Source organism: Pseudomonas sp. GV047 (assembly GCF_003058245.1).
GTDB classification, from domain to species: domain Bacteria; phylum Pseudomonadota; class Gammaproteobacteria; order Pseudomonadales; family Pseudomonadaceae; genus Aquipseudomonas; species Aquipseudomonas marginalis.
Map to the genome: position 1 here is coordinate 49,444 of NZ_QCWA01000019.1, position 21,916 is coordinate 71,359.

Annotated in this window: 19 protein-coding genes; 14 read left to right on the top strand and 5 right to left on the bottom strand. The window is 62.0% G+C overall.

The features are described from left to right. Nucleotides 1-58: 58 nt before the first annotated feature. From rsmA to C8K58_RS30210, 4 genes are read right to left on the bottom strand one after another with little or no spacing between them, the layout of a single operon-like run. Nucleotides 59-871, bottom strand: coding sequence for a 16S rRNA (adenine(1518)-N(6)/adenine(1519)-N(6))-dimethyltransferase RsmA (rsmA, locus tag C8K58_RS30195; protein WP_027605912.1), 813 nt, complete (start codon nucleotides 869-871; stop codon nucleotides 59-61). Further along, nucleotides 868-1,857 (bottom strand): 4-hydroxythreonine-4-phosphate dehydrogenase PdxA, encoded by a 990-nt coding sequence (gene pdxA, locus C8K58_RS30200; protein ID WP_027605911.1) that lies wholly within the window; start codon nucleotides 1,855-1,857, stop codon nucleotides 868-870. Before pdxA ends, rsmA begins: the two co-directional genes overlap by 4 nt. Then, nucleotides 1,854-3,194, bottom strand: a complete 1,341-nt coding sequence (locus C8K58_RS30205; RefSeq protein WP_027605910.1) for a peptidylprolyl isomerase — start codon at nucleotides 3,192-3,194, stop codon at nucleotides 1,854-1,856. The genes pdxA and C8K58_RS30205 overlap by 4 nt, the downstream gene beginning before the upstream one ends. Further along, nucleotides 3,169-5,982, bottom strand: coding sequence for an LPS-assembly protein LptD (locus C8K58_RS30210; protein ID WP_108574827.1), 2,814 nt, complete (start codon nucleotides 5,980-5,982; stop codon nucleotides 3,169-3,171). The genes C8K58_RS30205 and C8K58_RS30210 overlap by 26 nt, the downstream gene beginning before the upstream one ends. Nucleotides 5,983-6,112: 130 nt before the next feature. Between C8K58_RS30210 and C8K58_RS30215 the strand changes: the two genes are divergently transcribed. The 3 genes from C8K58_RS30215 to C8K58_RS30225 are packed head-to-tail and all read left to right on the top strand — an operon-like array spanning nucleotide 6,113 to nucleotide 8,578. Then, nucleotides 6,113-7,138 carry an aminoglycoside phosphotransferase family protein gene (locus C8K58_RS30215; protein WP_027605908.1) on the top strand — a complete coding sequence of 342 codons (1,026 nt, stop codon included), beginning with the start codon at nucleotides 6,113-6,115 and terminating at the stop codon, nucleotides 7,136-7,138. After that, nucleotides 7,135-7,809 (top strand): N-acetylmuramate alpha-1-phosphate uridylyltransferase MurU, encoded by a 675-nt coding sequence (gene murU / locus C8K58_RS30220; RefSeq protein ID WP_027605907.1) that lies wholly within the window; start codon nucleotides 7,135-7,137, stop codon nucleotides 7,807-7,809. Before C8K58_RS30215 ends, murU begins: the two co-directional genes overlap by 4 nt. Nucleotide 7,810: 1 nt before the next feature. Continuing rightward, nucleotides 7,811-8,578 carry a TerB family tellurite resistance protein gene (locus C8K58_RS30225; RefSeq protein WP_108574828.1) on the top strand — a complete coding sequence of 256 codons (768 nt, stop codon included), beginning with the start codon at nucleotides 7,811-7,813 and terminating at the stop codon, nucleotides 8,576-8,578. 44 nt (nucleotides 8,579-8,622) lie between these two features. Here the strand turns inward: C8K58_RS30225 and C8K58_RS30230 are convergent, their stop codons facing one another. After that, nucleotides 8,623-9,597, bottom strand: coding sequence for an alpha/beta hydrolase family protein (locus tag C8K58_RS30230; RefSeq protein WP_098480837.1), 975 nt, complete (start codon nucleotides 9,595-9,597; stop codon nucleotides 8,623-8,625). A gap of 77 nt (nucleotides 9,598-9,674) precedes the next feature. Between C8K58_RS30230 and C8K58_RS30235 the strand changes: the two genes are divergently transcribed. The 11 genes from C8K58_RS30235 (at nucleotide 9,675) to C8K58_RS30285 (ending at nucleotide 21,915) form a co-directional block, all read left to right on the top strand. After that, on the top strand, nucleotides 9,675-11,669 hold the full coding sequence (locus C8K58_RS30235) for a histidine kinase (RefSeq protein ID WP_108574829.1): 1,995 nt from the start codon (nucleotides 9,675-9,677) through the stop codon (nucleotides 11,667-11,669). An 18-nt stretch (nucleotides 11,670-11,687) separates the two neighbouring features. After that, nucleotides 11,688-12,317 carry a response regulator transcription factor gene (locus tag C8K58_RS30240; protein ID WP_027605903.1) on the top strand — a complete coding sequence of 210 codons (630 nt, stop codon included), beginning with the start codon at nucleotides 11,688-11,690 and terminating at the stop codon, nucleotides 12,315-12,317. A gap of 225 nt (nucleotides 12,318-12,542) precedes the next feature. Continuing rightward, on the top strand, nucleotides 12,543-13,655 hold the full coding sequence (locus C8K58_RS30245) for an ABC transporter ATP-binding protein (RefSeq protein ID WP_028618154.1): 1,113 nt from the start codon (nucleotides 12,543-12,545) through the stop codon (nucleotides 13,653-13,655). A 43-nt stretch (nucleotides 13,656-13,698) separates the two neighbouring features. Then, nucleotides 13,699-14,739, top strand: a complete 1,041-nt coding sequence (locus C8K58_RS30250) for an ABC transporter substrate-binding protein (RefSeq protein WP_027605901.1) — start codon at nucleotides 13,699-13,701, stop codon at nucleotides 14,737-14,739. A gap of 93 nt (nucleotides 14,740-14,832) precedes the next feature. Beyond that, the gene (locus tag C8K58_RS30255; protein WP_027605900.1) at nucleotides 14,833-16,080 is read left to right on the top strand and encodes an ABC transporter permease; all 1,248 of its coding nucleotides are present in this window, start codon (nucleotides 14,833-14,835) and stop codon (nucleotides 16,078-16,080) included. A 12-nt stretch (nucleotides 16,081-16,092) separates the two neighbouring features. Next, the gene (locus tag C8K58_RS30260; protein ID WP_017739612.1) at nucleotides 16,093-16,917 is read left to right on the top strand and encodes an ABC transporter permease; all 825 of its coding nucleotides are present in this window, start codon (nucleotides 16,093-16,095) and stop codon (nucleotides 16,915-16,917) included. A gap of 119 nt (nucleotides 16,918-17,036) precedes the next feature. Next, the gene (locus tag C8K58_RS30265) at nucleotides 17,037-18,185 is read left to right on the top strand and encodes an iron-containing alcohol dehydrogenase (RefSeq protein ID WP_027605899.1); all 1,149 of its coding nucleotides are present in this window, start codon (nucleotides 17,037-17,039) and stop codon (nucleotides 18,183-18,185) included. Between the two features lie 84 nt (nucleotides 18,186-18,269). Further along, nucleotides 18,270-18,944: a ribulose-phosphate 3-epimerase gene (rpe, locus tag C8K58_RS30270; protein ID WP_027605898.1), complete on the top strand. Its 675-nt coding sequence runs from the start codon at nucleotides 18,270-18,272 to the stop codon at nucleotides 18,942-18,944. After that, nucleotides 18,941-19,759, top strand: coding sequence for a phosphoglycolate phosphatase (locus C8K58_RS30275; RefSeq protein ID WP_065925377.1), 819 nt, complete (start codon nucleotides 18,941-18,943; stop codon nucleotides 19,757-19,759). The genes rpe and C8K58_RS30275 overlap by 4 nt, the downstream gene beginning before the upstream one ends. A gap of 70 nt (nucleotides 19,760-19,829) precedes the next feature. Continuing rightward, nucleotides 19,830-21,311: an anthranilate synthase component I gene (trpE, locus tag C8K58_RS30280; protein ID WP_027605896.1), complete on the top strand. Its 1,482-nt coding sequence runs from the start codon at nucleotides 19,830-19,832 to the stop codon at nucleotides 21,309-21,311. A 10-nt stretch (nucleotides 21,312-21,321) separates the two neighbouring features. Beyond that, a complete protein-coding gene (locus C8K58_RS30285; RefSeq protein WP_065925376.1) occupies nucleotides 21,322-21,915 on the top strand; it encodes an aminodeoxychorismate/anthranilate synthase component II in 594 nt (197 codons plus the stop codon). Nucleotide 21,916 lies beyond the last annotated feature (1 nt).

A 21,916-nucleotide genomic window follows, 5' to 3' on the forward strand; every position in this document is an offset into this window, starting at 1 on the left:
AGTCTAGGCCAAGAGGTGGGCACTAGGCCAGACATGTGTCTGGCCATGCCTGGGGGTTTCAGTCGGCGACTGGCGCAGGCTGGATGGCAAGTTGGTCGGCCAGGCGCACGAACGCGGCGAGGTCCAGTTGCTCGGGGCGCAGGCTGCCGTCGACGCCGGCTGCTTCGATCTCGGCGTTGCTCAGCAGGGCCTTGAGTGTGTTGCGCAGTGTCTTGCGGCGCTGGTTGAACGCTTCACGCACCACGCGTTCCAGCAATTTGTGATCCTTGGCCGGGTGTGGCAGCACGGCGTGAGGCACCAGGCGCACGATGGCCGAATCGACCTTCGGCGGCGGGTTGAATGCGCCCGGGCCGACATTGAACAGGTGTTCGACGCGGCAGTGGTACTGAACCATGATCGACAATCGGCCCCAATCACCACCACCAGGGCCGGCAGCCAGGCGTTCCACCACTTCTTTTTGCAGCATGAAGTGCATGTCGCGGATGATCCCGGCGTTGTTCAGCAGGTGGAAAATCAGCGGTGTGGAGATGTTGTACGGCAGGTTACCCACCACACGCAGGCTATTAGGCGCGGCGTTGAGGGTATTGAAATCGAACTTCAGTGCATCGCCCTGATGCAGGTTGAAGTTGGGCTTGTCGGCGAACTGCTGGTTGAGGATCGGGATCAGGTCCTTGTCCAGTTCCACCACGTCCAGTTGGCCGCCACTGGCGAGCAAGCCTTGGGTCAACGCGCCCTGGCCCGGGCCGATTTCCAGCAGGCGGTCTTCTGGCTTGGCATGGATGGAGCGCAGGATACGGTCGATCACGCCGGCGTCGTGCAGGAAGTTTTGCCCGAAGCGCTTGCGCGCCCGGTGTTGGTAATGCTCGGTCATATACGGGTCTCGGCCATCTGATAGGCGGTTTCCAGGGCCACGTGCAGGCTGCCGGTATCGATCTTGCCGCTGCCTGCCAGGTCCAGGGCGGTGCCATGGTCGACGGAGGTGCGGATGATCGGCAGGCCCAGTGTCACGTTGACTGCGGCGCCGAAGCCTTTGTATTTCAGCACGGGCAGCCCCTGGTCATGGTACATCGCCAGCACTGCGTCGCAGTGCTCCAGATATTTGGGGGTAAACAGAGTGTCTGCTGGCAGTGGGCCACGCAGGTCCATGCCTTCTTGGCGCAGACGCTCCAGGGTTGGTTCAATGATGTCGATTTCTTCATGGCCCAAGTGTCCGCCTTCGCCGGCGTGGGGGTTGAGCCCGCAGACCAGGATGCGCGGTTGGGCGATGCCGAATTTTTGTTGCAGGTCGGCATGCAGGATGCGCGTAACGCGCTCCACACGCTCGGCGGTGATGGCGTCGGCAATGTCGCGCAATGGCAGGTGCGTGGTCACCAGGGCGACCCGCAGGCCGCGTGTGGCCAGCATCATGACGACTTGAGCGGTGTTGGTCAGCTCGGCCAGGAACTCGGTGTGGCCGGAAAACGCAATGCCCGATTCGTTGATCACGCCCTTGTGGACCGGCGCGGTGATCATGCCGGCGAAGTCGCCGTCGATGCAGCCTTGCCCCGCGCGGGTCAGGGTTTCCAGGACGAACGCCGCGTTGGCCTTGTTGAGTTGCCCGGCAACGACCTTGGCTTGCAGCGGGGTGTTCCACACATACAAGCTGCCGGCGGGCGCCGGCAGGTCGGGCCAGTTGCCCGGTCCCACGTCCAGCAGATTGACGACCACACCCAGCTGCGCGGCCCGCTCAAGGAGCAGGTCGCGGCTGGTAATGGCAATCAGGGGGTGCGGCTGGGGGTGCGAGGCGAGCAGCAGGCACAGGTCTGGACCAATGCCGGCCGGCTCGCCGGGTGTCACGGCGAAACGCTGGGGTTTCACGGAGCTGCCTGGTCGGTGCCTGTTTGCTCGGCGCCTGGCAGCTTGTTTTCCACGTAGGCTTCGTCACGGATCTGACGCAGCCAGGTCTGCAGCTCTTCGTCGTATTTGCGGTTACGCAGTACGTTCAGCGCCTGCTGCTCGCGGGCCTGGCTGGTGTTGTCGGTGGCGCGACGACCAAGGACTTCCAGTACATGCCAGCCATATTGGGTCTTGAACGGCTTGGACAGTACGCCTTGCGGAGTATCGGCCATTACCTGCTGGAACTCAGGCACCAGGGCTTTCGGGTCGATCCAGTTCAGGTCGCCACCGTTGAGGGCGGAACCCGGGTCTTCCGAGAAGCTCTTGGCCAGGGTGGCGAAGTCTTCACCGCTTTCGATGCGGTCATAGATCTTCTGGGCCAGTTCCTTGGTTTGGGCCTCGGTGCGGATTTCGCTTGGTTTGACCAGGATATGACGAACATGCACTTCGTCTTTCAGCGAGGTCTCGCCACCGCGACGTTCCAGCAACTTCAGGATGATGAAGCCGCCTGGGGTGCGGGCTGGCTGGGTGATGCCACCCACTTCCATGGCACTCAGTTCACGGTCGAACGGAGGTGGCAGTTGAGCCGCTTTACGCCAGCCCATATCACCACCTTCAAGGGCGTTGTCGCTGCCGGACTGGGCAATGGCCATCTGGGCAAAGTCAGCGCCGGCTTTCAGGCGATCATAGATAGCCTGGGTTTTCGCCGCTGCCGCATTCAGCTGCTCGGAGTTGGCACTGTCCGGGGTCGGGATCAGGATATTGGCCAGGTGCAGTTCTTCGGAAAGCTGCATCTTGCCCAGGTCCGAGGCCAGGAAGTTCTTCACTTCCTGCTCGGATACCTGGACCCGCTCGGCAACGCGACGCTGGCGCACACGGCTGATGATCATTTCGCGGCGGATCTGGTCACGGGCGTCTTCATACGAAAGACCGTCGTGGGCCAGGGCCGCGCGGAATTGATCAATGCTCATGTTGTTGCGCTGAGCGATGGTGCCGACCGCCTGGTTCAGTTCTTCGTCCGAAATGCGGATGCCGGAACGCTCGCCGATCTGCAGTTGCAGGTTTTCGACGATCAGGCGTTCCAGTACCTGCTGGTCCAGCACGCTGGTCGGTGGCACGCCGCCGCCACGCTTGGCGATGGTTTGCTGCACTTCCTTGACGCGCTGGTCCAGTTGGCTTTGCATGATCACGTCGTTATCGACGATGGCCACGACTTTATCCAGTTGCTGAACCGCAGCGTGAGCCGATACGGTGCCCAGGAACAGCGCGCCCAGCACTAGCGGGCGCAGACAATCAGAAAGCTTGGTCTTCACGTTCACGATAACCTTCAATGCCTTTGTCGAGGAAGCTCTCTACCTTGGCGCCGGTCAGGCCGCCGAGTCCTTTGAGGACGATCTGCAGGAAGAGCCCGTGGTCACCCTTTTCGTTAAGCGGGGCGATCTGGCTGTATTCGTCGTTGGAAACCCAGTAACGGTTGATGACGCGCAGTTTCCAGCAGCAGTTGTCGTACTCGAAACCACCGAAGGCTTCCAGGGTACGGTTGCGAGCGTAGTCATACTGCCAGCGGGTGATCAGGTTCCACTGGGGAATGATCGGCCACATCATCGAGAAGTCGTGTTGTTGGATTTTGTAGTAATCCTTCACGTAGTTCGGATCGCCTGGTTGACCGTAGTCGCCACCGAACTGCCATTTGCCGGTCAACTGGTTGTAGACGACCTGGTCGTTACGATAGCGATAACCGACGTTGATGATCTTGTTCGGGTTGTCTTCCGGCTGGTAGTGAAGCATCGCGCTACCGGAACGAGGGCTGTGCTCCTCGGTATCCCAGTTGTAGTCGGCAGTGGCACGCCAGTCGCGGTTGAAGCGGAACTCGTAGTCCAGGGCAACGGGCGATACGTCGGACTGTGCATCGGCACGGTCGGCCGCCAGGATGCCAGGCAGTTGTACTTCACGATCCTTGAAGTACACAGCCTGTCCCACGGATACGCGTTGACGCTCGAAACCGTTTTCTTCGATCCACCGGCTGGTCAAGCCCAGGGACAGCTTGTTCTCGTCGCCGATACGGTCGGAGCCGCTGAAGCGGTTGTCGCGGAACAGTGACGCGTAGCTGAACGAGTATTCGCTGGTGTCGAAGACCGGGATATCGGCCTGGTCCTTGTTCGGCACGTACAGGTAGAACGCACGCGGCTCGAGGGTCTGGCGATAATCCTTGCCGAACCAGTTGGTGTTGCGATCGAAGTACAGGCCGCTGTCGACGCTGGCCACCGGAACCGCACGGTCCTGGGAGCTCTTGAAGGTGCCGCCCGCGTACTGGGTACCGGCTGCCACTGCTGCAGCCTGATCGACAAGGATCTGGTTCTTGCCAATGTTATCCAGGTCCAGGTCGTACTTGGTGTACACGTACTTGAGCTTCGGCGTTACAAAGCCGTAGGTCCAGTTCATCGGGTACTCGACAGCCGGCGCTACGTTCAGGCGCGTGCCATTGGCACGGGTAAGACCGCGGACATAAGTGTCGAGGCGGCGCTCGATGTCCCCGTTCTCATTGCTGAAATTGCCGTTTTCCAGGTCACGATCAAAGCGTACGGCTTCGGTCTCATAGCTGAAGTTCAAGCCACCCGGATGATAAGGCAGGGTACCGTTGAAGGTGATCTGCGGCAGGCGGTTATACGGCGTGACCTGGGAGATCGTCGCCAGCTGGTAAGCCTGCAGGTTCAGGCGTGCCTGGAAGGTGTCACCGCGATAAGCCACGGAGCCCTGCTGGTTGACGTAGTCGCGGCTCTCGACACCTTCCTGGTAGGACTTGAGGTCCTGGAAGTAGTAAGGGTCACTGATCGTGGTGTAGTCGACCTGGGTCAGTACACGCGAATCCAGCCCGCCCTTGTGCTGCCAATTGAGCATGTAGCGGGTTTTTTCGTAGTCGGTCTGCTTCTTGCGTTCGTCGTTGTCGTCGTTCAGGTACGCGCCGCCGAACTGGCCTTCGCTGGACTTGGTGAGGTAGCGGAATTCGCCTTCCATCATCATGCCGCGCTTGGTCATGTATTGCGGGTACAACGTGGCATCGTAGTTTGGTGCCAGGTTGAAGTAGTACGGCGTGACCAGGGTAAAGCCGGTTTCGCTGCCGGTGCTGAAGCTCGGTGGCAGGAAGCCGGACTGACGACGGTCGTCGATCGGGAAGTAGATGTAAGGGGTGTACAGGATCGGAATGTTCTTGATCCGCAGCGTCGCGTTGGTGGCCGTACCGAAACCGGTGGCCGGGTTCAACGTGATGTTGTTGCCCCTGAGCTGCCAGGCGTTGCTGTCCGGCTCGCAGGTGGTGTAGGTACCGTCCTTGAGGCGGATGATCGCGTTTTCGGCGCGCTTGGCGTACAGCGCGTTACCGCGGATACGCGACTTGTGCAGCACGTATTCGGCGTTGTCGATCTGCGCAGCGCCGGTATCCAGTTGAACCTGGGCGTGGTCGCCGACGATCAATGCACCGTTGTCGCGCAGTCGCACGTTACCGTTCAGCTCGCCCCGGTTCTCGGCCTGGTACAGGCTGGCTTCTTCCGACTCCAGCTGCATGCTGCCCTGGCGCATGACGACGTCACCGGCCAGGGTTGCGACTTGTTGTTCCTGCTCGTAACGAGAGGCCTTGGCACCGATGAAGGTGGGCGCATCGCTCTTGTTCGTCTTGTCGTTCATGCCAGGACGAGTTGGCTCGATGTACGCACCGCCGCAGTAAGGACCGGTTTCCGCCAGCTGGGCTGCGGTCAACTTTTCGCGAGGCACCCAGTCCAAGTGGCTGTAGTCGGCGCTGCGCGAACGCAGGCCACGGCCCTTGGACTCGGTGACCAGTGCGGTCTTCGGCTCGGCTTCGGCACTGCCGCCAGCGTCGGCCTGCGCCGTGCTGTTGGCCGAGCTGACGGCTGCGCCGTCATGCACCGGGCGCGGTGGCAATGGGGCGGCGGCGGTCTTCGGCGCGCAGTCCCAGGCACCCGAAGCAGAGACTGAGCAGTCATACTGTTCCGCGGCGACCACGAATGAGGTGGCGAAGGGTTGCATGACCAGCAGACTGCCGGTTACCAGCAACGGAAATTTTCTACGAAACGCGGGGGATTTCAATGCCATCTTATTAGTCCGGGCTTCCTGCGTGCCATCTGCCCGCGGTTTGGGCCGCACGCCTCTCGATGGTCTGAAAAAGATGCGTGATAATAAAGCATGACCCGCTTGACGGCTAGCGCCGTCGGAGACCCTTGTAATGCCCGAGCAAGATCTACGTTTACAGCAGCTGGAAGTCTGGCTGGATGAGCAGTTGCCGATCCTTTTCAACGCTCAAGGCTGGGGTGCCGTACCCCCGGCCACATTGACCGCGGCCAGCAGCGACGCGAGTTTCAGGCGCTATTTCCGTTGGGAAGGCGGCGGTCGGACTTTCGTGGTAATGGACGCGCCGCCCCCTCAGGAAAACTGCAAGCCTTTCGTCGATATCGCTTATTTGTTGTCGACGTCGGGAATAAATGTTCCAAAAATTTATGCACAAGACTTGCCGCGAGGCTTTCTTTTGCTCAATGACCTGGGCAGAAAAACCTACCTGGACGTGATAAACGACGAAAACGCCGATCAATTGTTTGCCGATGCCATTGACGCCTTGCTGGCTTATCAGCAGTTGCCGATGGACGCACCACTGCCCAGCTATGACGTCGCCTTGCTGCGCCGTGAACTCGAATTGTTTCCCGAATGGTACGTGCGCCGACACTTGGGTCTCGAGCTGGATACCCGGCAGCAGGCACTTTGGCAGCGTGTCAGCGATCACTTGATCGACAGCGCCCTGGCGCAACCCAAAGTGCTGGTGCACCGCGACTATATGCCACGCAACCTGATGATCAGCGAGCCTAACCCTGGCGTGCTGGATTTTCAGGACGCGGTGTATGGTCCGGTCACCTACGACATTACCTGCCTGTTCAAGGACGCCTTTCTCAGCTGGCCCCAGGCCCGTGTGCGGGAATGGCAGCGCGACTACTGGGAACGTGCGGGCCAGGCCGGCATTCCGGTACAGCCGGATTTCGAAGACTTCCTGCGCGCCAGCGACCTGATGGGCGTGCAGCGCCACCTCAAGGTCATCGGTATCTTTGCGCGCATCTGCCATCGCGACGGCAAGCCACGCTACCTGGCCGACGTACCGCGCTTCTTTGCTTATATAGAGGCGGTGCTGGCCGATCGCCCGGAGTTGAGCGAACTGGCTGAGTTACTGACCAGCCTGCGGCAGCCCGCAGAGGCCGGCGTATGAAGGCCATGATCCTGGCCGCCGGCAAAGGCGAGCGGATGCGTCCGCTCACCTTGCACACGCCCAAGCCGCTGGTGCAGGCCGGCGGCAAGCGCCTGATCGAGTACCACCTGGAGGCGCTGGCCAAGGCCGGCTTTACCGATGTGGTGATCAACCATGCCTGGCTCGGCCAGCAGATCGAGCGCTACCTGGGGGATGGAGCGCAGTTCGGCTTGCGTATCCGCTATTCCCCGGAGGGCGAACCGCTGGAAACCGGCGGCGGGATTTTCCAGGCGCTGCCGCTGCTGGGGGATGAGCCGTTCCTGGTGGTCAACGGCGATATCTGGACCGACTACGACTTCACCCGACTCAAGCAGCCGCTTAAGGGCCTGGCTCATCTGGTGATGGTCGACAACCCGGCACATCACCCCTCGGGCGGTGATTTCTACCTTGATCAGGGCTTGCTTCATGATGCGGCGCCCGGTGCCGATAACCTGACCTTCAGTGGCATTTCAGTGCTCGACCCCCGGCTGTTCGAGGGTTGCAGCGCCGGTGCCTTCAAGCTGGCGCCGCTGCTGCGTGCGGCCATGGCGAAAGGTTTGGTAACGGGGGAACACATGGCGGGACGCTGGATTGATGTCGGCACGCTGGAGCGCCTGGCGCACGTCGAAACCCTGCTGACAGCGGGGCAGTAGCATGTTGTGGCCAGGGACGCTGATCGGCGCCGGGGCTGGCTTTGCCATTGCCAGTATTCCGGGGGCCTTGTTGGGTGCGCTGTTGGGGCAGGCGCTGGATCGCCGCCTGCAACTGCACAGTTGGGCACAGTTGCGCGAGCGCTTGGGCGGGCGTCCGGCGTTACGCAATGACGAGTTATTGTTTGTGTTGCTCGGGCGCCTGGCCAAAAGCAACGGGCGTGTGGTAGACGGGCATATCCATCAGGCGCGGCAGGAAATGCGCTCACTGGACATGACCGAGTCGGCCCAGCGCCGCGCGATTGCGGCGTTCAACCGCGGCAAATCCGGTTCCGACCGGGTACGCCGCTACCTGCGTGTGCTCAAGGCCCAGCCCCATGCGGCGGAAGGGGTGTTGCGGGCGTGCTGGCGGATGGTCTGGGCGGACGGCAAGGCGGATGCCGCCGAGCGCGACTTGATCGACCTGTGGGGGAAGTGGTTGGGCTGGACACCGCAACAGCTCCAGGCGTTGGCGGCCGACTACACACCTGAGCGCAAGCCGCTGGTCAATCGTGGCACGACCTACCAGGAAGCGTTGCGCTTGCTCGGCGTGACCGCTACCACCGAGCCGTCGGTCATCAAGCGTGCCTATCGCCGCCTGCTGAGCCGTCACCACCCGGACAAGGTGGCCGGCAGTGGCGCCAGCCCCGCGCAAGTGCGTGAGGCGACCGAGCGCACCCGTGAATTGCACAATGCCTATTCATTGATTCGCGAGCGCCGGGATTTTCGTTAGAGGCCGGTCTTTCACGGATAACCACATTGGTTCTGTGCTGATCCTCAGTCGGCGCTGGCCTGCGGGCTCAACCAGCCGCGAACCCGGCGATACAACTGTTCCTGCTCGGCGGCGCTGTTGCCGGGCAGGGTCTTCAATGACACCTGCTTATAGCCGTCATTCTTCAAGCGCTTCGCGGCCTGGGCGCGCGCCAGGGCGTTGTTGCGTGCTTGAGCGTTGTCTTGATAGAAGACGTCGGCCGTCGGCAGCTTCAGCGCCGGCGCCAGTTGCTGCACATCCGGATGACGCCCGGCAGGCGTCTGGGCGGCAACCATCACGAGCTTCTGCACCTGGGAGGGTTGTTTTTCAGTCAGGTAACGCGCCGCCCACCAGGCGCCAGTGCCATGGCCCACCAGCACCACCGTGCGTGCGCTCTGGGTCTGGGCAAAAGCCACGGCGGCATCGATGCGCGCGAAGATGCGCGAGGCGTCGGTCTTGTCCTGTTCGTCGGCACCCGGGACCACCGCCGGGTCGGTGCCTTCCGCCTCGGCGCTGGCGGCTTGCTCGATCGGCTTGTCGGCGGTGCTCGCGTCTTTACTGCTGGTGTCGACGGTGGCGTTGGGTGCTTCCATGACACGCGGTGGCAGGGTGTCCATGCTCACGTCCGGTAACGACAGGCTGAGGCTGCCCCAATTGGCATCCGGCAATTTACGTCGCAACGGGCCGATTGCTTGCGGCCAGTCAGCATTTTCGCCGGCGCCCGGTACGATAATCACCACGCCTTCGGGTTCGGCGCTGTTGGCCGGTTTCCACAGGGCAAGGAATGAATCACTGCCGGCCTGCAACTGTTGCTGCTCTTGCTGCGGGATTTTGCGTTCCAGGGCGCTGGCCTCTTCCTGGCTACGCTCGGGCAGGGGTTGGCGTTCGACGGGTTTTTCGGCAGCCGGTGCCGGTGCGTCTTCAGCCTGCACAGAAAAGGCACTGGTAAACAGCAGTGACAGGCACAATGCTGGCAGTGCCGAACGGTTTCGATAGGACATCGTTGATTTCCGGCCAGAAGTGATTCCAGCAGCCTAATGGGTTGGTCAGTATTTGTCAGTGATGTGAGACGTGGATCATGGGTTTTCGCTGTCTGCTGGTTATCGGCTGTTTGTGCCTTGCCTTGATGGCAAACGCTTCCCCCGCGCCCGCCACACCGCAGGCGCAGCTGAATGCGCCGCAGCGCGAATGGCTGGCCCGGCACCCGGAGCTGCGGGTGGGCGTGGTGTTGCAGGCGCCTTACGCGCAATACGACCGACGCCTGCAGCGCTTGTCCGGGGCGAATGTCGAGTTGATGCAGTGGCTGGCCAAGGCGCTGAATATCGAGCTGACCTGGCGCAACTTCCCTGATCAGGAGCAGTTGGAGGCGGCCGTACGCGATGACGAGGTAGACATTGCCCCTGGCCTGCAGCAAACCCCGGCCGGTTTGCGCCTGTGGCAGTTCACCGACCCGTATATGCGTGTGCCTCAACACATTGTCGGCATCCGCGAGGGCGGTGGTGCCGTGGAGCTGGAGAAGCTCGACGGTCAATCCCGGGTTGCCGTGCGCATGCCCAGCGCCGTGGCCGATTACCTGCGCAGTACCTATCCCGGCCTCAACCTGCAAGGCGTGCCCATGGAGCGCCAGGCCTTGCAACTGTTGGTCAGCCAGCAGGCGCGTTATGCCGTGGTGGATGAAGCGCAATTAAGCCGCTTGTCTGCAGAGGCCGAGTTCAGCGGGCTGGCGGTGGTCGGGGACATCGGCCTGCCGCAATTGCTGCGGGTCGCCACGCGCCGGGATTGGCCGGAACTGGCCGGCATCATGGAAAGTGCCCTGAGCGCGATCCCGGCCCGCGACCTGGATCAACTGCACAGTCGCTGGCTGCAACCCAAATACCCACGTTTATCCGAATCCAAAGGCCTTTGGCAGAACCTCAGCCTGCTGCTCGGCCTGTTGCTGCTCGCCAGCCTGGCCGTGGTGTTCTGGCAGCGCCGCCAGCAACGTGTGCTGGAGCACGACCTGCTGGCGGCCCGCGAAGAAAGCGCCGCCCGTGCCGCCGGTGCCGAAGCGTTGCGCTTGACGCAGTTCTCCATCGACCAGAGCACCGTCGGCATCCTGTGGGTCAACTGGGACAGCCATGTGCGCTACGCCAATCGTGCGGCCGAGAGCATGCTGGGTTACGAGCCCGGTGCACTGATCGAACGGCCGCTGGTCGACCTCGACCCGACCCTGGATATGGACCGCTGGCTCAATTTGTGGAAGCGCGCACGGGCCAGCGAAGAGGGGCCGCAGAACTTCGCCACCGATTGTTTGCGCGCCGATGGCAGCATCCTGCCGGCCAACGTGTCCTTGAGCTTTGTGCGATTTGCCGAGGCCGAATACCTGGTTGTCTACCTGAACGATGTCACCGAACTGCGCCGCACCCTGGCCGCCTTGATGCAAAGTGAAGCGCAACTGCGCGAGTTGTCCGCTCACCTGGAAACCGTGCGCGAAGAAGAAAAAGCCCGCATCGCCCGGGAAGTGCACGACGAACTCGGGCAAATGCTCACGGTGCTCAAGCTGGAAACCTCCATGTGCGAGCTGTCCTATGCGCAACTGGATCCTGGCCTGCATGAGCGCTTGAACAGCATGAAGCGCCTGATCGCCCAACTGTTCCAGTTGGTGCGGGACGTGGCGACGGCGCTGCGCCCGCCGATTCTCGACGCCGGTATTGCCTCGGCGATTGAATGGCAAGCCCGGCGTTTCGAAGCGCGCACGCAAATCCCTTGCCTGGTGCAGGTACCGGATAACCTGCCGACCTTGAGCGATGCCAAGGCCATCGGCCTGTTCCGTATCCTGCAAGAGGCACTGACCAATGTGATGCGCCATGCCCAGGCGCATACTGTCGAACTGACCCTGGCGGTGGAAGGCACCGACCTGCGGCTGACCATCAGCGACGATGGCGTCGGTTTCGTCCAGGCCCAGGGGCGCCCGGTATCGTTTGGCCTGGTGGGGATGCGCGAGCGCGTGCTGATCATGGGCGGGCAACTGAGCCTGGACAGTCAATTGGGCGAGGGCACCACCCTGAGTGTCACGGTGCCTTTGGATGCATAACGATAAGAGGAAGCCCTTGTGATCCGTGTACTGGTAGCCGAAGACCACACCATCGTTCGTGAAGGCATCAAGCAATTGATCGGCCTGGCCAAGGACCTGCTGGTGGTGGGGGAGGCGAGTAATGGCGAGCAGTTGCTCGAGACCTTGCGCCATGTGCCTTGCGAGGTGGTGTTGCTGGACATCTCGATGCCAGGCGTGAATGGCCTGGAAGCGATTGCGCGCATTCGTGCGCTGAGCAATCCGCCGGCGATCCTGGTGCTGTCGATGCACGATGAGGCGCAAATGGCCGCCCGCGCCTTGAAGGTGGGCGCTGCGGGCTACGCCACCAAGGACAGCGACCCGGCGCTGCTGCTGATGGCGATTCGCAAGGTCGCCGCCGGCGGGCGTTACATCGACCCGGACCTGGCGGACCGCATGGTCTTCGAGGTCGGCCTGACGGATTCAAGGCCCTTGCATTCGCTGCTGTCCGAGCGTGAATTTTCGGTGTTCGAGCGCCTGGCCCAGGGCGCCAACGTCAATGACATCGCCCAGCAACTGGCGTTGAGCAGCAAGACCATCAGCACCCACAAGGCGCGGCTGATGCAAAAGCTCAATATCACCTCCCTGGCGGAGCTGGTGAAGTACGCCATGGAGCACAAGCTCCTCTAACCACATACCCAATAACGACAACCCCAAAACACCGCCGAACCCATTCTTGCCGCGTGCAGCTCGCCTCTTGCCGCTGCCCTGTCCCATCCCCGCCATCCGTGTAGGGCGATCCCTACCCCAAACCTTCCATCCGGCTGATGCCATTCTCTCCTGGCCCCCGATTTCCGGGGGCTCGCGCCTGGACTACGCTTGTGCCACAGCAGTCCAAAATACAAAGGTGCGGGTATGAGCGAGGTGGATTCAAATGATGTGCTGGTCAGCTTTCGTGGCGTGCAGAAGAGCTACGACGGCGAGAACCTGATCGTCAAAGACCTCAACCTGGAGATTCGCAAGGGCGAGTTCCTCACCCTGCTCGGGCCTTCCGGTTCGGGCAAGACCACCAGCCTGATGATGCTGGCCGGCTTCGAAACGCCGACCGCCGGTGAAATCCAGCTGGCCGGACGCTCGATCAACAACGTGCCGCCGCACAAGCGCGACATCGGCATGGTGTTCCAGAACTACGCGCTGTTCCCGCACATGACCGTTGCCGAGAACCTCGCGTTCCCGCTGTCGGTGCGGGGCTTGAGCAAGACCGATATCAGCGAGCGGGTCAAACGCGTGCTGAGCATGGTCCAGCTCGATGCCTTCGCCCAGCGCTACCCGGCGCAACTGTCCGGCGGCCAGCAACAGCGTGTGGCCTTGGCCCGGGCGCTGGTGTTCGAGCCGCAACTGGTGCTGATGGACGAACCCCTCGGCGCCCTCGACAAGCAACTGCGCGAACACATGCAGATGGAGATCAAGCACCTGCACCAGCGCCTCGGCGTGACCGTGGTGTACGTGACCCATGACCAGGGCGAAGCCTTGACCATGTCCGACCGCGTGGCGGTGTTTCACCAGGGCGAGATCCAGCAGATCGCCGCGCCGCGCACCTTGTATGAAGAGCCGAAAAACACCTTCGTCGCCAACTTCATCGGTGAAAACAATCGCCTCAATGGCCGCCTGCACAGCCATACCGGCGAGCGCTGCGTGGTAGAGCTGGCGCGCGGCGAGAAGGTCGAGGCACTGGCGGTGAACGTCGGCCAGGTCGGCGGCCCGGTGACCCTGTCGGTGCGCCCTGAGCGTGTCAGCCTCAATGGCTCCAGCGAAAGCTGCGTCAACCGTTTCTCCGGGCGGGTGGCGGAATTCATCTACCTGGGCGACCACGTGCGCGTGCGCCTGGAAGTCTGCGGCAAGGCCGATTTTTTTGTGAAACAACCGATCGCCGAGCTGGACCCGGCGTTGGCGGTCGGCGACGTGGTACCGATTGGCTGGCAAGTCGAGCACGTTCGCGCACTCGACCCACTTCTAGAGGCGAATTGATCGCCCCATGGCTTCACCAACCCTGCACGTGGAGAGAACAACAATGTTGAGATCCCTGAAGTATTCCGTCCTGGCCCTGAGCTTGATGGGCGCGACACAGGCCATGGCTGGCCCGGACCTGACCGTCGTGTCCTTTGGCGGTGCGAACAAGGCTGCACAGGTCAAGGCTTTCTATGCACCTTGGGAAAGCGCGGGCAACGGCAAGATCGTCGCCGGCGAGTACAACGGTGAGATGGCCAAGGTCAAAGCCATGGTCGACACCAAGAGCGTGTCCTGGGACCTGGTGGAAGTGGAGTCGCCGGAACTGTCCCGTGGCTGTGATGAAGACATGTTCGAGCCGCTGGACCCGAAACTGTTTGGCAACACCGCCGACTACGTGAAGGGCGCGATCCAGCCGTGCGGCGTGGGCTTCTTCGTATGGTCGACCGTTCTGGCCTACAACGCGGACAAGCTGGCGTCTGCGCCAACCAGTTGGGCGGATTTCTGGGACACCAAGAAATTCCCGGGCAAGCGCGGCCTGCGCAAGGGCGCCAAGTACACCCTGGAATTCGCCTTGATGGCCGACGGTGTTGCACCGAAGGACGTGTACAAAGTGCTGGCCGGCAAAGATGGCCAGGACCGTGCGTTCAAGAAACTCGACGAACTCAAGCCCTCGATCCAATGGTGGGAAGCCGGCGCACAACCGCCGCAATACCTGGCCTCGGGTGACGTAGTGATGAGCTCGGCCTACAACGGCCGCATCGCCGCGGTGCAAAAAGAAAGCAACCTGAAAGTGGTGTGGAACGGCGGCATCTACGACTTCGACGCGTGGGCCATCCCTAAAGGCCTGTCCAAGGAACGTGCCGAAGCGGCGAAGAAATTCATCGCCTTCTCGGTGCAGCCGCAGCAGCAGAAGACCTACTCGGAAAACATCGCCTACGGCCCGGCCAACACCCAAGCCGTACCGTTGCTGGCCAAGGACATCCTCAAGGATATGCCGACTACGCCGGAAAACATCGCCAACCAGGTGCAGATCGACGTGAGCTTCTGGGCGGATAACGGCGAGCAGTTGGAGCAGCGCTTCAACTCCTGGGCTGCCAAGTAACACTGCATAACCTTGTGGGAGGGGGCTTGCCCCCTCCCACAAGGGATTTCTTGTGTGAAAGATTGCATTCATTTTCAAGATTCGGAGTCAGCCATGGCCATCGCCGTTCCCTCGAACGAGGTCAACAGCCCCACCCTCAAGCAGCGCCTGGCGCGTGCCGAGCGGCTCAATCGCTGGAAGGCCCAGGCCTTGATTGCGCCGCTGGTGCTGTTTTTGCTGCTGGTCTTCCTGGTGCCGATTGTTGCGCTGCTGTTTAAAAGCGTCGGCAACCCGGAAGTGGTGGGCGGTCTGCCGCGTACCGTGGTGGCGGTGACGGCCTGGGACGGTCGTGGTCTGCCGGGTGAGCCTGTGTACCAGGCCCTCAGTGAAGACCTGGGCGAGGCGCGCAAAAACCAGACCCTGGGTGATCTGTCCAAACGCTTGAACATGGAACTGGCCGGCTATCGCAGCCTGCTGACCAAAACCGCGCGGGCGCTGCCGTTTACCGAAGCGCCCGGCTCTTATAAAGAAGCGCTGGAAAACCTCGACGAACGCTGGGGCGACCCGGCGTACTGGCAGGCGATCCGGCGTAATACCAGCAGCCTGACACCGTTCTACCTGCTGGCGGCCGTCGATCACCGCATCGACGACCTCGGCGAAGTGGCCCCGGCCACCCCGGACCAGGCGATTTACCTGGACATCTTCGCCCGCACCTTCTGGATGGGCCTGGTGATCACCGCCATCTGCCTGTTGCTGGCGTATCCGCTGGCGTACTTGCTGGCCAACCTGCCGGCGCGCAAAAGCAACCTGCTGATGATTCTGGTGTTGCTGCCGTTCTGGACCTCGATCCTGGTGCGGGTGGCGGCGTGGATCGTGCTGCTGCAATCCGGCGGGCTGATCAACAGTGCGCTGATGGGCATGGGCCTGATCGACAAACCCCTGGAGCTGGTGTTCAACCGCACCGGGGTCTACATCTCCATGGTGCATATCCTGCTGCCGTTCATGATTTTGCCGATCTACAGCGTGATGAAAGGCATTTCGCCCACCTACATGCGTGCGGCAATCTCCCTGGGCTGTCACCCGTTCGCCAGCTTCTGGCGCGTGTACTTCCCCCAGACGTATGCCGGTGTCGGCGCCGGCTGCCTGCTGGTGTTCATCCTGGCGATCGGTTACTACATCACCCCGGCACTGCTGGGCAGCCCGAACGACCAGATGGTCAGCTACTTCGTGGCTTTCTACACCAACACCAGCATCAACTGGGGCATGGCGACGGCGTTGGGCGGCTTGCTGCTGCTGGCGACCGTGGTGCTGTACCTGATCTACAACCGGCTGGTGGGCGCCAGCCGCCTGCGCCTGAGCTGAGGAGACCTTGCGATGCTGAGTCCTTATATGTCACCGGTGGAGCGGGTGTGGTTCTACAGCTTGCGGATCCTCTGCGGCTTGATCCTGTTGTTCCTGATCTTGCCTGTGCTGGTGATCATCCCGCTGTCGTTCAACAGCGGCAGTTTCCTGGTGTACCCGTTGCAAGGCTTCTCGCTGCACTGGTACCAAGATTTCTTCGCCTCGGCGGAATGGATGCGTGCGTTGAAGAACAGCATCATCGTCGCCCCGGCCGCCACGGTATTGGCCATGGTGTTCGGCACCCTGGCGGCGATCGGCCTGACCCGTGGGAATTTCCCCGGCAAGGCGTTGGTGATGGCCCTGGTGATTTCGCCGATGGTGGTGCCGGTGGTGATTATCGGTGTGGCCAGCTACCTGTTTTTTGCGCCACTGGGCCTGGGCAACAGTTTCTTCTCGCTGATCGTGGTGCATGCGGTGCTTGGGGTGCCGTTTGTGATCATCACCGTGTCGGCGACCTTGCAGGGTTTCAACCATAACCTGGTACGGGCCGCGGCCAGCCTGGGTGCCTCGCCCTTGACGGCGTTTCGCCGGGTAACCTTGCCGTTGATTGCACCGGGGGTGATCTCCGGCGCGCTGTTTGCCTTCGCGACGTCGTTCGATGAAGTGGTGGTGACCCTGTTTCTCGCCGGCCCCGAGCAAGCGACCTTGCCGCGCCAGATGTTCAGCGGCATCCGCGAAAACCTCAGCCCGACGATTGCGGCGGCGGCGACCTTGCTGATCGCCTTCTCGGTGTTGCTGTTGCTGACCCTGGAGTGGCTGCGTGGGCGTAGCGAGAAACTGCGCACGGCCCAGGTCTAAAGACCAGTACAGCCCCCCTCCCACAGGGGGGGCTTTGACCATTCAGCGCCTGAATGGAAGACAACCCGATCCAGTCAGCTACTCTTGTGCCAGCCCATCACCGATAAGAGGCCGCGCACATGAGTACTTCCTCATTCAAGATCGCCCACAAACTGCTGACCGGCGCTGGCGCCATCGAGCAACTTGCCGCCGAGCTGACGCGCCTGGATGTGGATAACCCGTTGATTGTCACCGATGCGGTGCTGGTCAAGTCAGGCACGGTGGCGCTGGCACTTGAGCATCTGGGCGAGCGCTCTTATGAGATCTTTGATCGCGTGCTCCCCGACCCGGAAATCTCCATCGTCGAAGACTGCATGCAGGCGTACCGCGACGGTGGCCACGACGGCCTGATCGGCCTGGGGGGCGGCAGTGCCATCGATATTGCCAAAAGCGTTGCCGCCTATGCCGGTTACCACGGCGCCCTGGCGGACTTATTCGGCGTCGACCAGGTGCCGCGCAAGGGCCCGCCGCTGATCGCCATCCCGACCACCGCCGGCACTGGCTCGGAAGTGACCAATGTGGCGATCCTCTCCGACAAGGTCGCGCAGTTGAAGAAGGGCATCGTCAGCGACTACCTGCTGCCGGACGTCGCGTTGATCAGCCCGCAAATGACCCTGACCTGCCCGCGCAGCGTCACCGCCGCCAGTGGCGTGGATGCGCTGGTACATGCCATTGAGTCCTACCTTTCCCTGAACGCCTCGCCGATCACGGATGCCCTGGCCATTGGGGCGATCAAGCTGATCGCCAAGGCGCTGCCCAAGGCCTACGCCAACCCGGCCAACCTGCAGGCCCGCGACGATATGGCCACCGCCAGCCTGATGGCCGGCATGGCCTTCGGTAATGCCGGGGTGGGCGCCGTGCATGCGTTGGCCTACCCGCTGGGCGGGCGATTCAATATTGCCCATGGCGTCAGCAATGCGCTGTTGCTGCCCTACGTGATGCACTGGAACAAACTGGCCTGTGTCGAGCGTATGCAGGACATTGCCCAGGCCATGGGCGTGAATGTCAGCGGCCTGAGTGTCAACGATGCCGCCGACCAGGCCGTCGAGGCGATGACGCGATTGTGTGCCGCCGTGGAGATTCCTTCCGGCCTGCGCAGTTTCGGGGTTCCCGAGGACGCCATCCCGGCCATGGCCACGGAAGCGGCGGGTATCGAGCGCCTGATGCGTAACAACCCGCGCAAGCTCAGCGCGGCCGATATCGAGAAAATCTATCGGGCGGCGTACTAGCCGTTGAGTTAGGTCACGGTGCGCAGGGCAAAGCATGAGGTATACAATGCGCGCCATCGTGATTTAGCTCAAAAAAGGTGCGTCATGCAGCCCTTCGTTATTGCTCCATCGATTCTCTCCGCCGATTTCGCCCGCCTGGGTGAGGAAGTGGACAAGGTGTTGGCCGCCGGTGCCGACTTCGTGCACTTCGATGTCATGGACAACCACTACGTGCCCAACCTGACCATCGGTCCGATGGTCTGCGCGGCGCTGCGCAAGTACGGCATCACCGCGCCGATCGATGCGCACCTGATGGTCAGCCCGGTGGATCGCATCATCGGTGATTTCGTTGACGCCGGCGCGACCTACATCACCTTCCACCCGGAAGCCTCGCTGCACGTCGACCGCACCTTGCAACTGATCCGCGAGGGCGGTTGCAAGGCCGGCCTGGTGTTCAACCCGGCCACCCCGCTGGACGTGCTCAAGTACGTGATGGACAAGGTCGACATGGTGCTGCTGATGAGCGTCAACCCAGGCTTCGGCGGGCAGAAGTTCATCCCCGGTACCCTCGACAAGCTGCGTGAAGCCCGTGCGCTGATCGATGCGTCGGGTCGCGACATCCGCCTGGAAATCGACGGTGGGGTCAACGTCAACAATATCCGTGAAATCGCGGCTGCCGGCGCCGACACCTTCGTGGCTGGCTCGGCGATCTTCAACGCCCCGGACTACGAGGAAGTCATCGCCAGGATGCGCGCCGAATTGGCGCTGGCGCGTCCATGAGCGGCTTTGAGCAGCTGTTCCCCGGCAAACTGCCACGGCTGGTGATGTTCGATCTGGACGGTACCTTGATCGACTCGGTGCCAGACCTGGCGGCGGCGGTGGACGAGATGCTGCTCAAGCTGGGACGCAAGCCGGCGGGGCTTGCGTCGGTACGCGAGTGGGTCGGCAATGGCGCACCGATGCTGGTGCGCCGGGCCCTGGCCAATCACATCGATGCCGAAGGTGTCGATGAGGTTGAGGCCGAGCACGCCCTGGAACTGTTCAACGCAGCCTATGAGCGCAGCCACGAACTGACCGTGGTCTACCCCGGCGTACGCGACACCCTCAAGTGGCTGAGCAAGCAGGGCGTGGAAATGGCCCTGATCACCAACAAGCCGGAGCGCTTTGTCGCGCCGCTGTTGGACCAGATGAAAATCGGCCGTTATTTCCGCTGGATCATTGGTGGCGATACCTTGCCGCAGAAGAAACCCGACCCGGCGGCGCTGTTTTTCGTGATGAAAATGGCCAATATTCCGGCGTCCCAGTCGCTGTTTGTCGGCGATTCACGCAGTGACGTGCTGGCGGCGAAAGCGGCCGGCGTGCAGTGCGTGGCCCTGAGTTACGGCTACAACCATGGTCGTCCGATCGCTGAAGAGTCGCCGTCGCTGGTGATTGATGATCTGAGACTGCTAATCCCCGGTTGCTTGGGAGCTGGCGCTGAGATAACGTTGCCCGACATCGATCCGTCCCCTTCTGGAAATTCCATCGTGGTGGTCACTCGCAAACTCTGGATGAAAGTCATCAAGGCCCTGGCCCGCTGGCGTTGGCGCGCCTGACTGATCCTGGCCGCGCCATGCGGCACGTTTGCATACCTGACTGTTAGACCCTCACGCCACGAGGCACCTCATGATCCGCGAAGAATTCCTGCGTTTGGCCGCTGCCGGCTATAACCGTATCCCCCTGGCCTGCGAAACCCTGGCCGACTTCGACACGCCGTTGTCGATCTACCTGAAACTGGCCGACCAGCCCAACTCCTACCTGCTGGAGTCGGTACAGGGCGGCGAGAAATGGGGCCGTTACTCGATCATCGGCCTGCCATGCCGCACTGTGCTGCGGGTGCACGACCATCATGTGAGCATCACCCATGATGGTGTCGAGATCGAAAGTCATGAGGTCGAAGACCCGCTGGCCTTCGTCGAAGCCTTCAAGGCGCGCTACAACGTGCCGACCATCCCTGGCCTGCCGCGCTTCAACGGCGGCCTGGTGGGGTACTTCGGCTACGACTGCGTGCGCTATGTGGAAAAACGCCTGGGCAAATGCCCGAACCCTGACCCCCTGGGCGTGCCGGACATTCTGCTGATGGTCTCCGATGCGGTGGTGGTGTTCGACAACCTCGCCGGCAAGATGCACGCGATCGTGCTCGCCGACCCGTCCCAGGCCGACGCCTTCGAGCAAGGCCAGGCCAGCCTCGAAGCGCTGTTGGAAAAACTGCGCCAGCCGATCACCCCGCGTCGCGGCCTGGACCTCAGCCGTCCGCCGGCGGCTGATCCGGTGTTCCGCTCCAGCTTTACCCAGGATGACTATGAGCGCGCGGTCGATACCATCAAGGAATACATCCTCGCCGGTGACTGCATGCAGGTGGTGCCGTCGCAACGCATGTCCATCGACTTCAAGGCGGCACCCATCGACCTGTACCGGGCGCTGCGCTGCTTCAACCCGACGCCGTACATGTACTTCTTCAACTTTGGTGACTTCCACGTAGTGGGCAGCTCGCCGGAGGTGCTGGTGCGTGTCGAGGACAACCTGATCACCGTGCGCCCGATTGCCGGCACACGCCCGCGTGGAGCGACCGAAGAAGCGGATCTGGCGCTCGAAGAAGACCTGCTCAGCGACGACAAGGAAATCGCCGAACACCTGATGCTGATCGACCTGGGCCGCAATGACACCGGGCGTGTCTCGGAAATCGGCTCGGTGAAGTTGACCGAGAAGATGGTCATTGAGCGTTATTCCAACGTGATGCACATCGTGTCCAACGTCACCGGCGAGCTGAAGGCCGGGCTGACTGCGATGGACGCGTTGCGGGCGATTCTGCCGGCAGGCACCTTGTCGGGGGCGCCGAAGATCCGTGCGATGGAAATCATCGACGAACTGGAGCCGGTCAAGCGCGGTGTCTATGGCGGCGCCGTGGGGTATTTCGCCTGGAACGGCAACATGGACACTGCCATTGCGATTCGCACTGCGGTGATCAAGGACGGGGAGCTGCACGTGCAGGCCGGTGGCGGGATTGTCGCCGACTCGGTGCCGGCCCTCGAATGGGAAGAAACCCTGAACAAGCGCCGCGCGATGTTCCGCGCCGTAGCGCTGGCTGAACAGACCCCCAATTCTTGAGGTTTCCCCCATGTTGCTGATGATTGATAACTACGATTCCTTTACCTACAACGTTGTGCAGTATCTGGGGGAGCTGGGCGCCGAGGTCAAGGTGGTTCGCAATGACGAACTGACCGTGGCCGAAATCGCCGCCCTGAACCCGGAACGTATCGTGGTTTCGCCGGGCCCCTGCACGCCGACCGAGGCGGGTGTCTCCCTCGAGGCCATCAAGTACTTCGCCGGCAAGCTGCCGATCCTGGGCGTTTGCCTGGGCCATCAATCCATCGGCCAGGCCTTTGGCGGTGATGTGGTGCGCGCGCGCCAGGTGATGCACGGCAAGACCAGCCCGGTGTTCCATAAAGACCTGGGCGTATTCCAGGCACTCAATAACCCGGTGACCGTGACCCGCTACCACTCGCTGGTGGTCAAGCGTGAAACCTTGCCGGAATGCCTGGAGCTGACGGCCTGGACCCAGCTGGAAGACGGCTCCGTCGACGAGATCATGGGCCTGCGTCACAAGACACTGAATATCGAAGGGGTGCAGTTTCATCCTGAATCGATCCTGACCGAGCAGGGCTACGAGCTGTTCGCCAACTTTCTCAAGCAGAGCGGCGGCACGCGCTAAG

Excerpts from the sequence above, each read along its gene's own strand:
- rsmA (WP_027605912.1), bottom strand. The coding sequence starts at position 871 with ATGACCGAGCATTACCAACACCGGGCGCGCAAGCGCTTCGGGCAAAAC.
- C8K58_RS30210 (WP_108574827.1), bottom strand. The coding sequence starts at position 5,982 with ATGGCATTGAAATCCCCCGCGTTTCGTAGAAAATTTCCGTTGCTGGTA.
- C8K58_RS30215 (WP_027605908.1), top strand. The coding sequence starts at position 6,113 with ATGCCCGAGCAAGATCTACGTTTACAGCAGCTGGAAGTCTGGCTGGAT.
- murU (WP_027605907.1), top strand. The coding sequence starts at position 7,135 with ATGAAGGCCATGATCCTGGCCGCCGGCAAAGGCGAGCGGATGCGTCCG.
- C8K58_RS30225 (WP_108574828.1), top strand. The coding sequence starts at position 7,811 with ATGTTGTGGCCAGGGACGCTGATCGGCGCCGGGGCTGGCTTTGCCATT.
- C8K58_RS30230 (WP_098480837.1), bottom strand. The coding sequence starts at position 9,597 with ATGTCCTATCGAAACCGTTCGGCACTGCCAGCATTGTGCCTGTCACTG.
- C8K58_RS30235 (WP_108574829.1), top strand. The coding sequence starts at position 9,675 with ATGGGTTTTCGCTGTCTGCTGGTTATCGGCTGTTTGTGCCTTGCCTTG.
- C8K58_RS30245 (WP_028618154.1), top strand. The coding sequence starts at position 12,543 with ATGAGCGAGGTGGATTCAAATGATGTGCTGGTCAGCTTTCGTGGCGTG.
- C8K58_RS30250 (WP_027605901.1), top strand. The coding sequence starts at position 13,699 with ATGTTGAGATCCCTGAAGTATTCCGTCCTGGCCCTGAGCTTGATGGGC.
- C8K58_RS30255 (WP_027605900.1), top strand. The coding sequence starts at position 14,833 with ATGGCCATCGCCGTTCCCTCGAACGAGGTCAACAGCCCCACCCTCAAG.
- C8K58_RS30260 (WP_017739612.1), top strand. The coding sequence starts at position 16,093 with ATGCTGAGTCCTTATATGTCACCGGTGGAGCGGGTGTGGTTCTACAGC.
- C8K58_RS30265 (WP_027605899.1), top strand. The coding sequence starts at position 17,037 with ATGAGTACTTCCTCATTCAAGATCGCCCACAAACTGCTGACCGGCGCT.
- rpe (WP_027605898.1), top strand. The coding sequence starts at position 18,270 with ATGCAGCCCTTCGTTATTGCTCCATCGATTCTCTCCGCCGATTTCGCC.
- C8K58_RS30275 (WP_065925377.1), top strand. The coding sequence starts at position 18,941 with ATGAGCGGCTTTGAGCAGCTGTTCCCCGGCAAACTGCCACGGCTGGTG.
- trpE (WP_027605896.1), top strand. The coding sequence starts at position 19,830 with ATGATCCGCGAAGAATTCCTGCGTTTGGCCGCTGCCGGCTATAACCGT.
- C8K58_RS30285 (WP_065925376.1), top strand. The coding sequence starts at position 21,322 with ATGTTGCTGATGATTGATAACTACGATTCCTTTACCTACAACGTTGTG.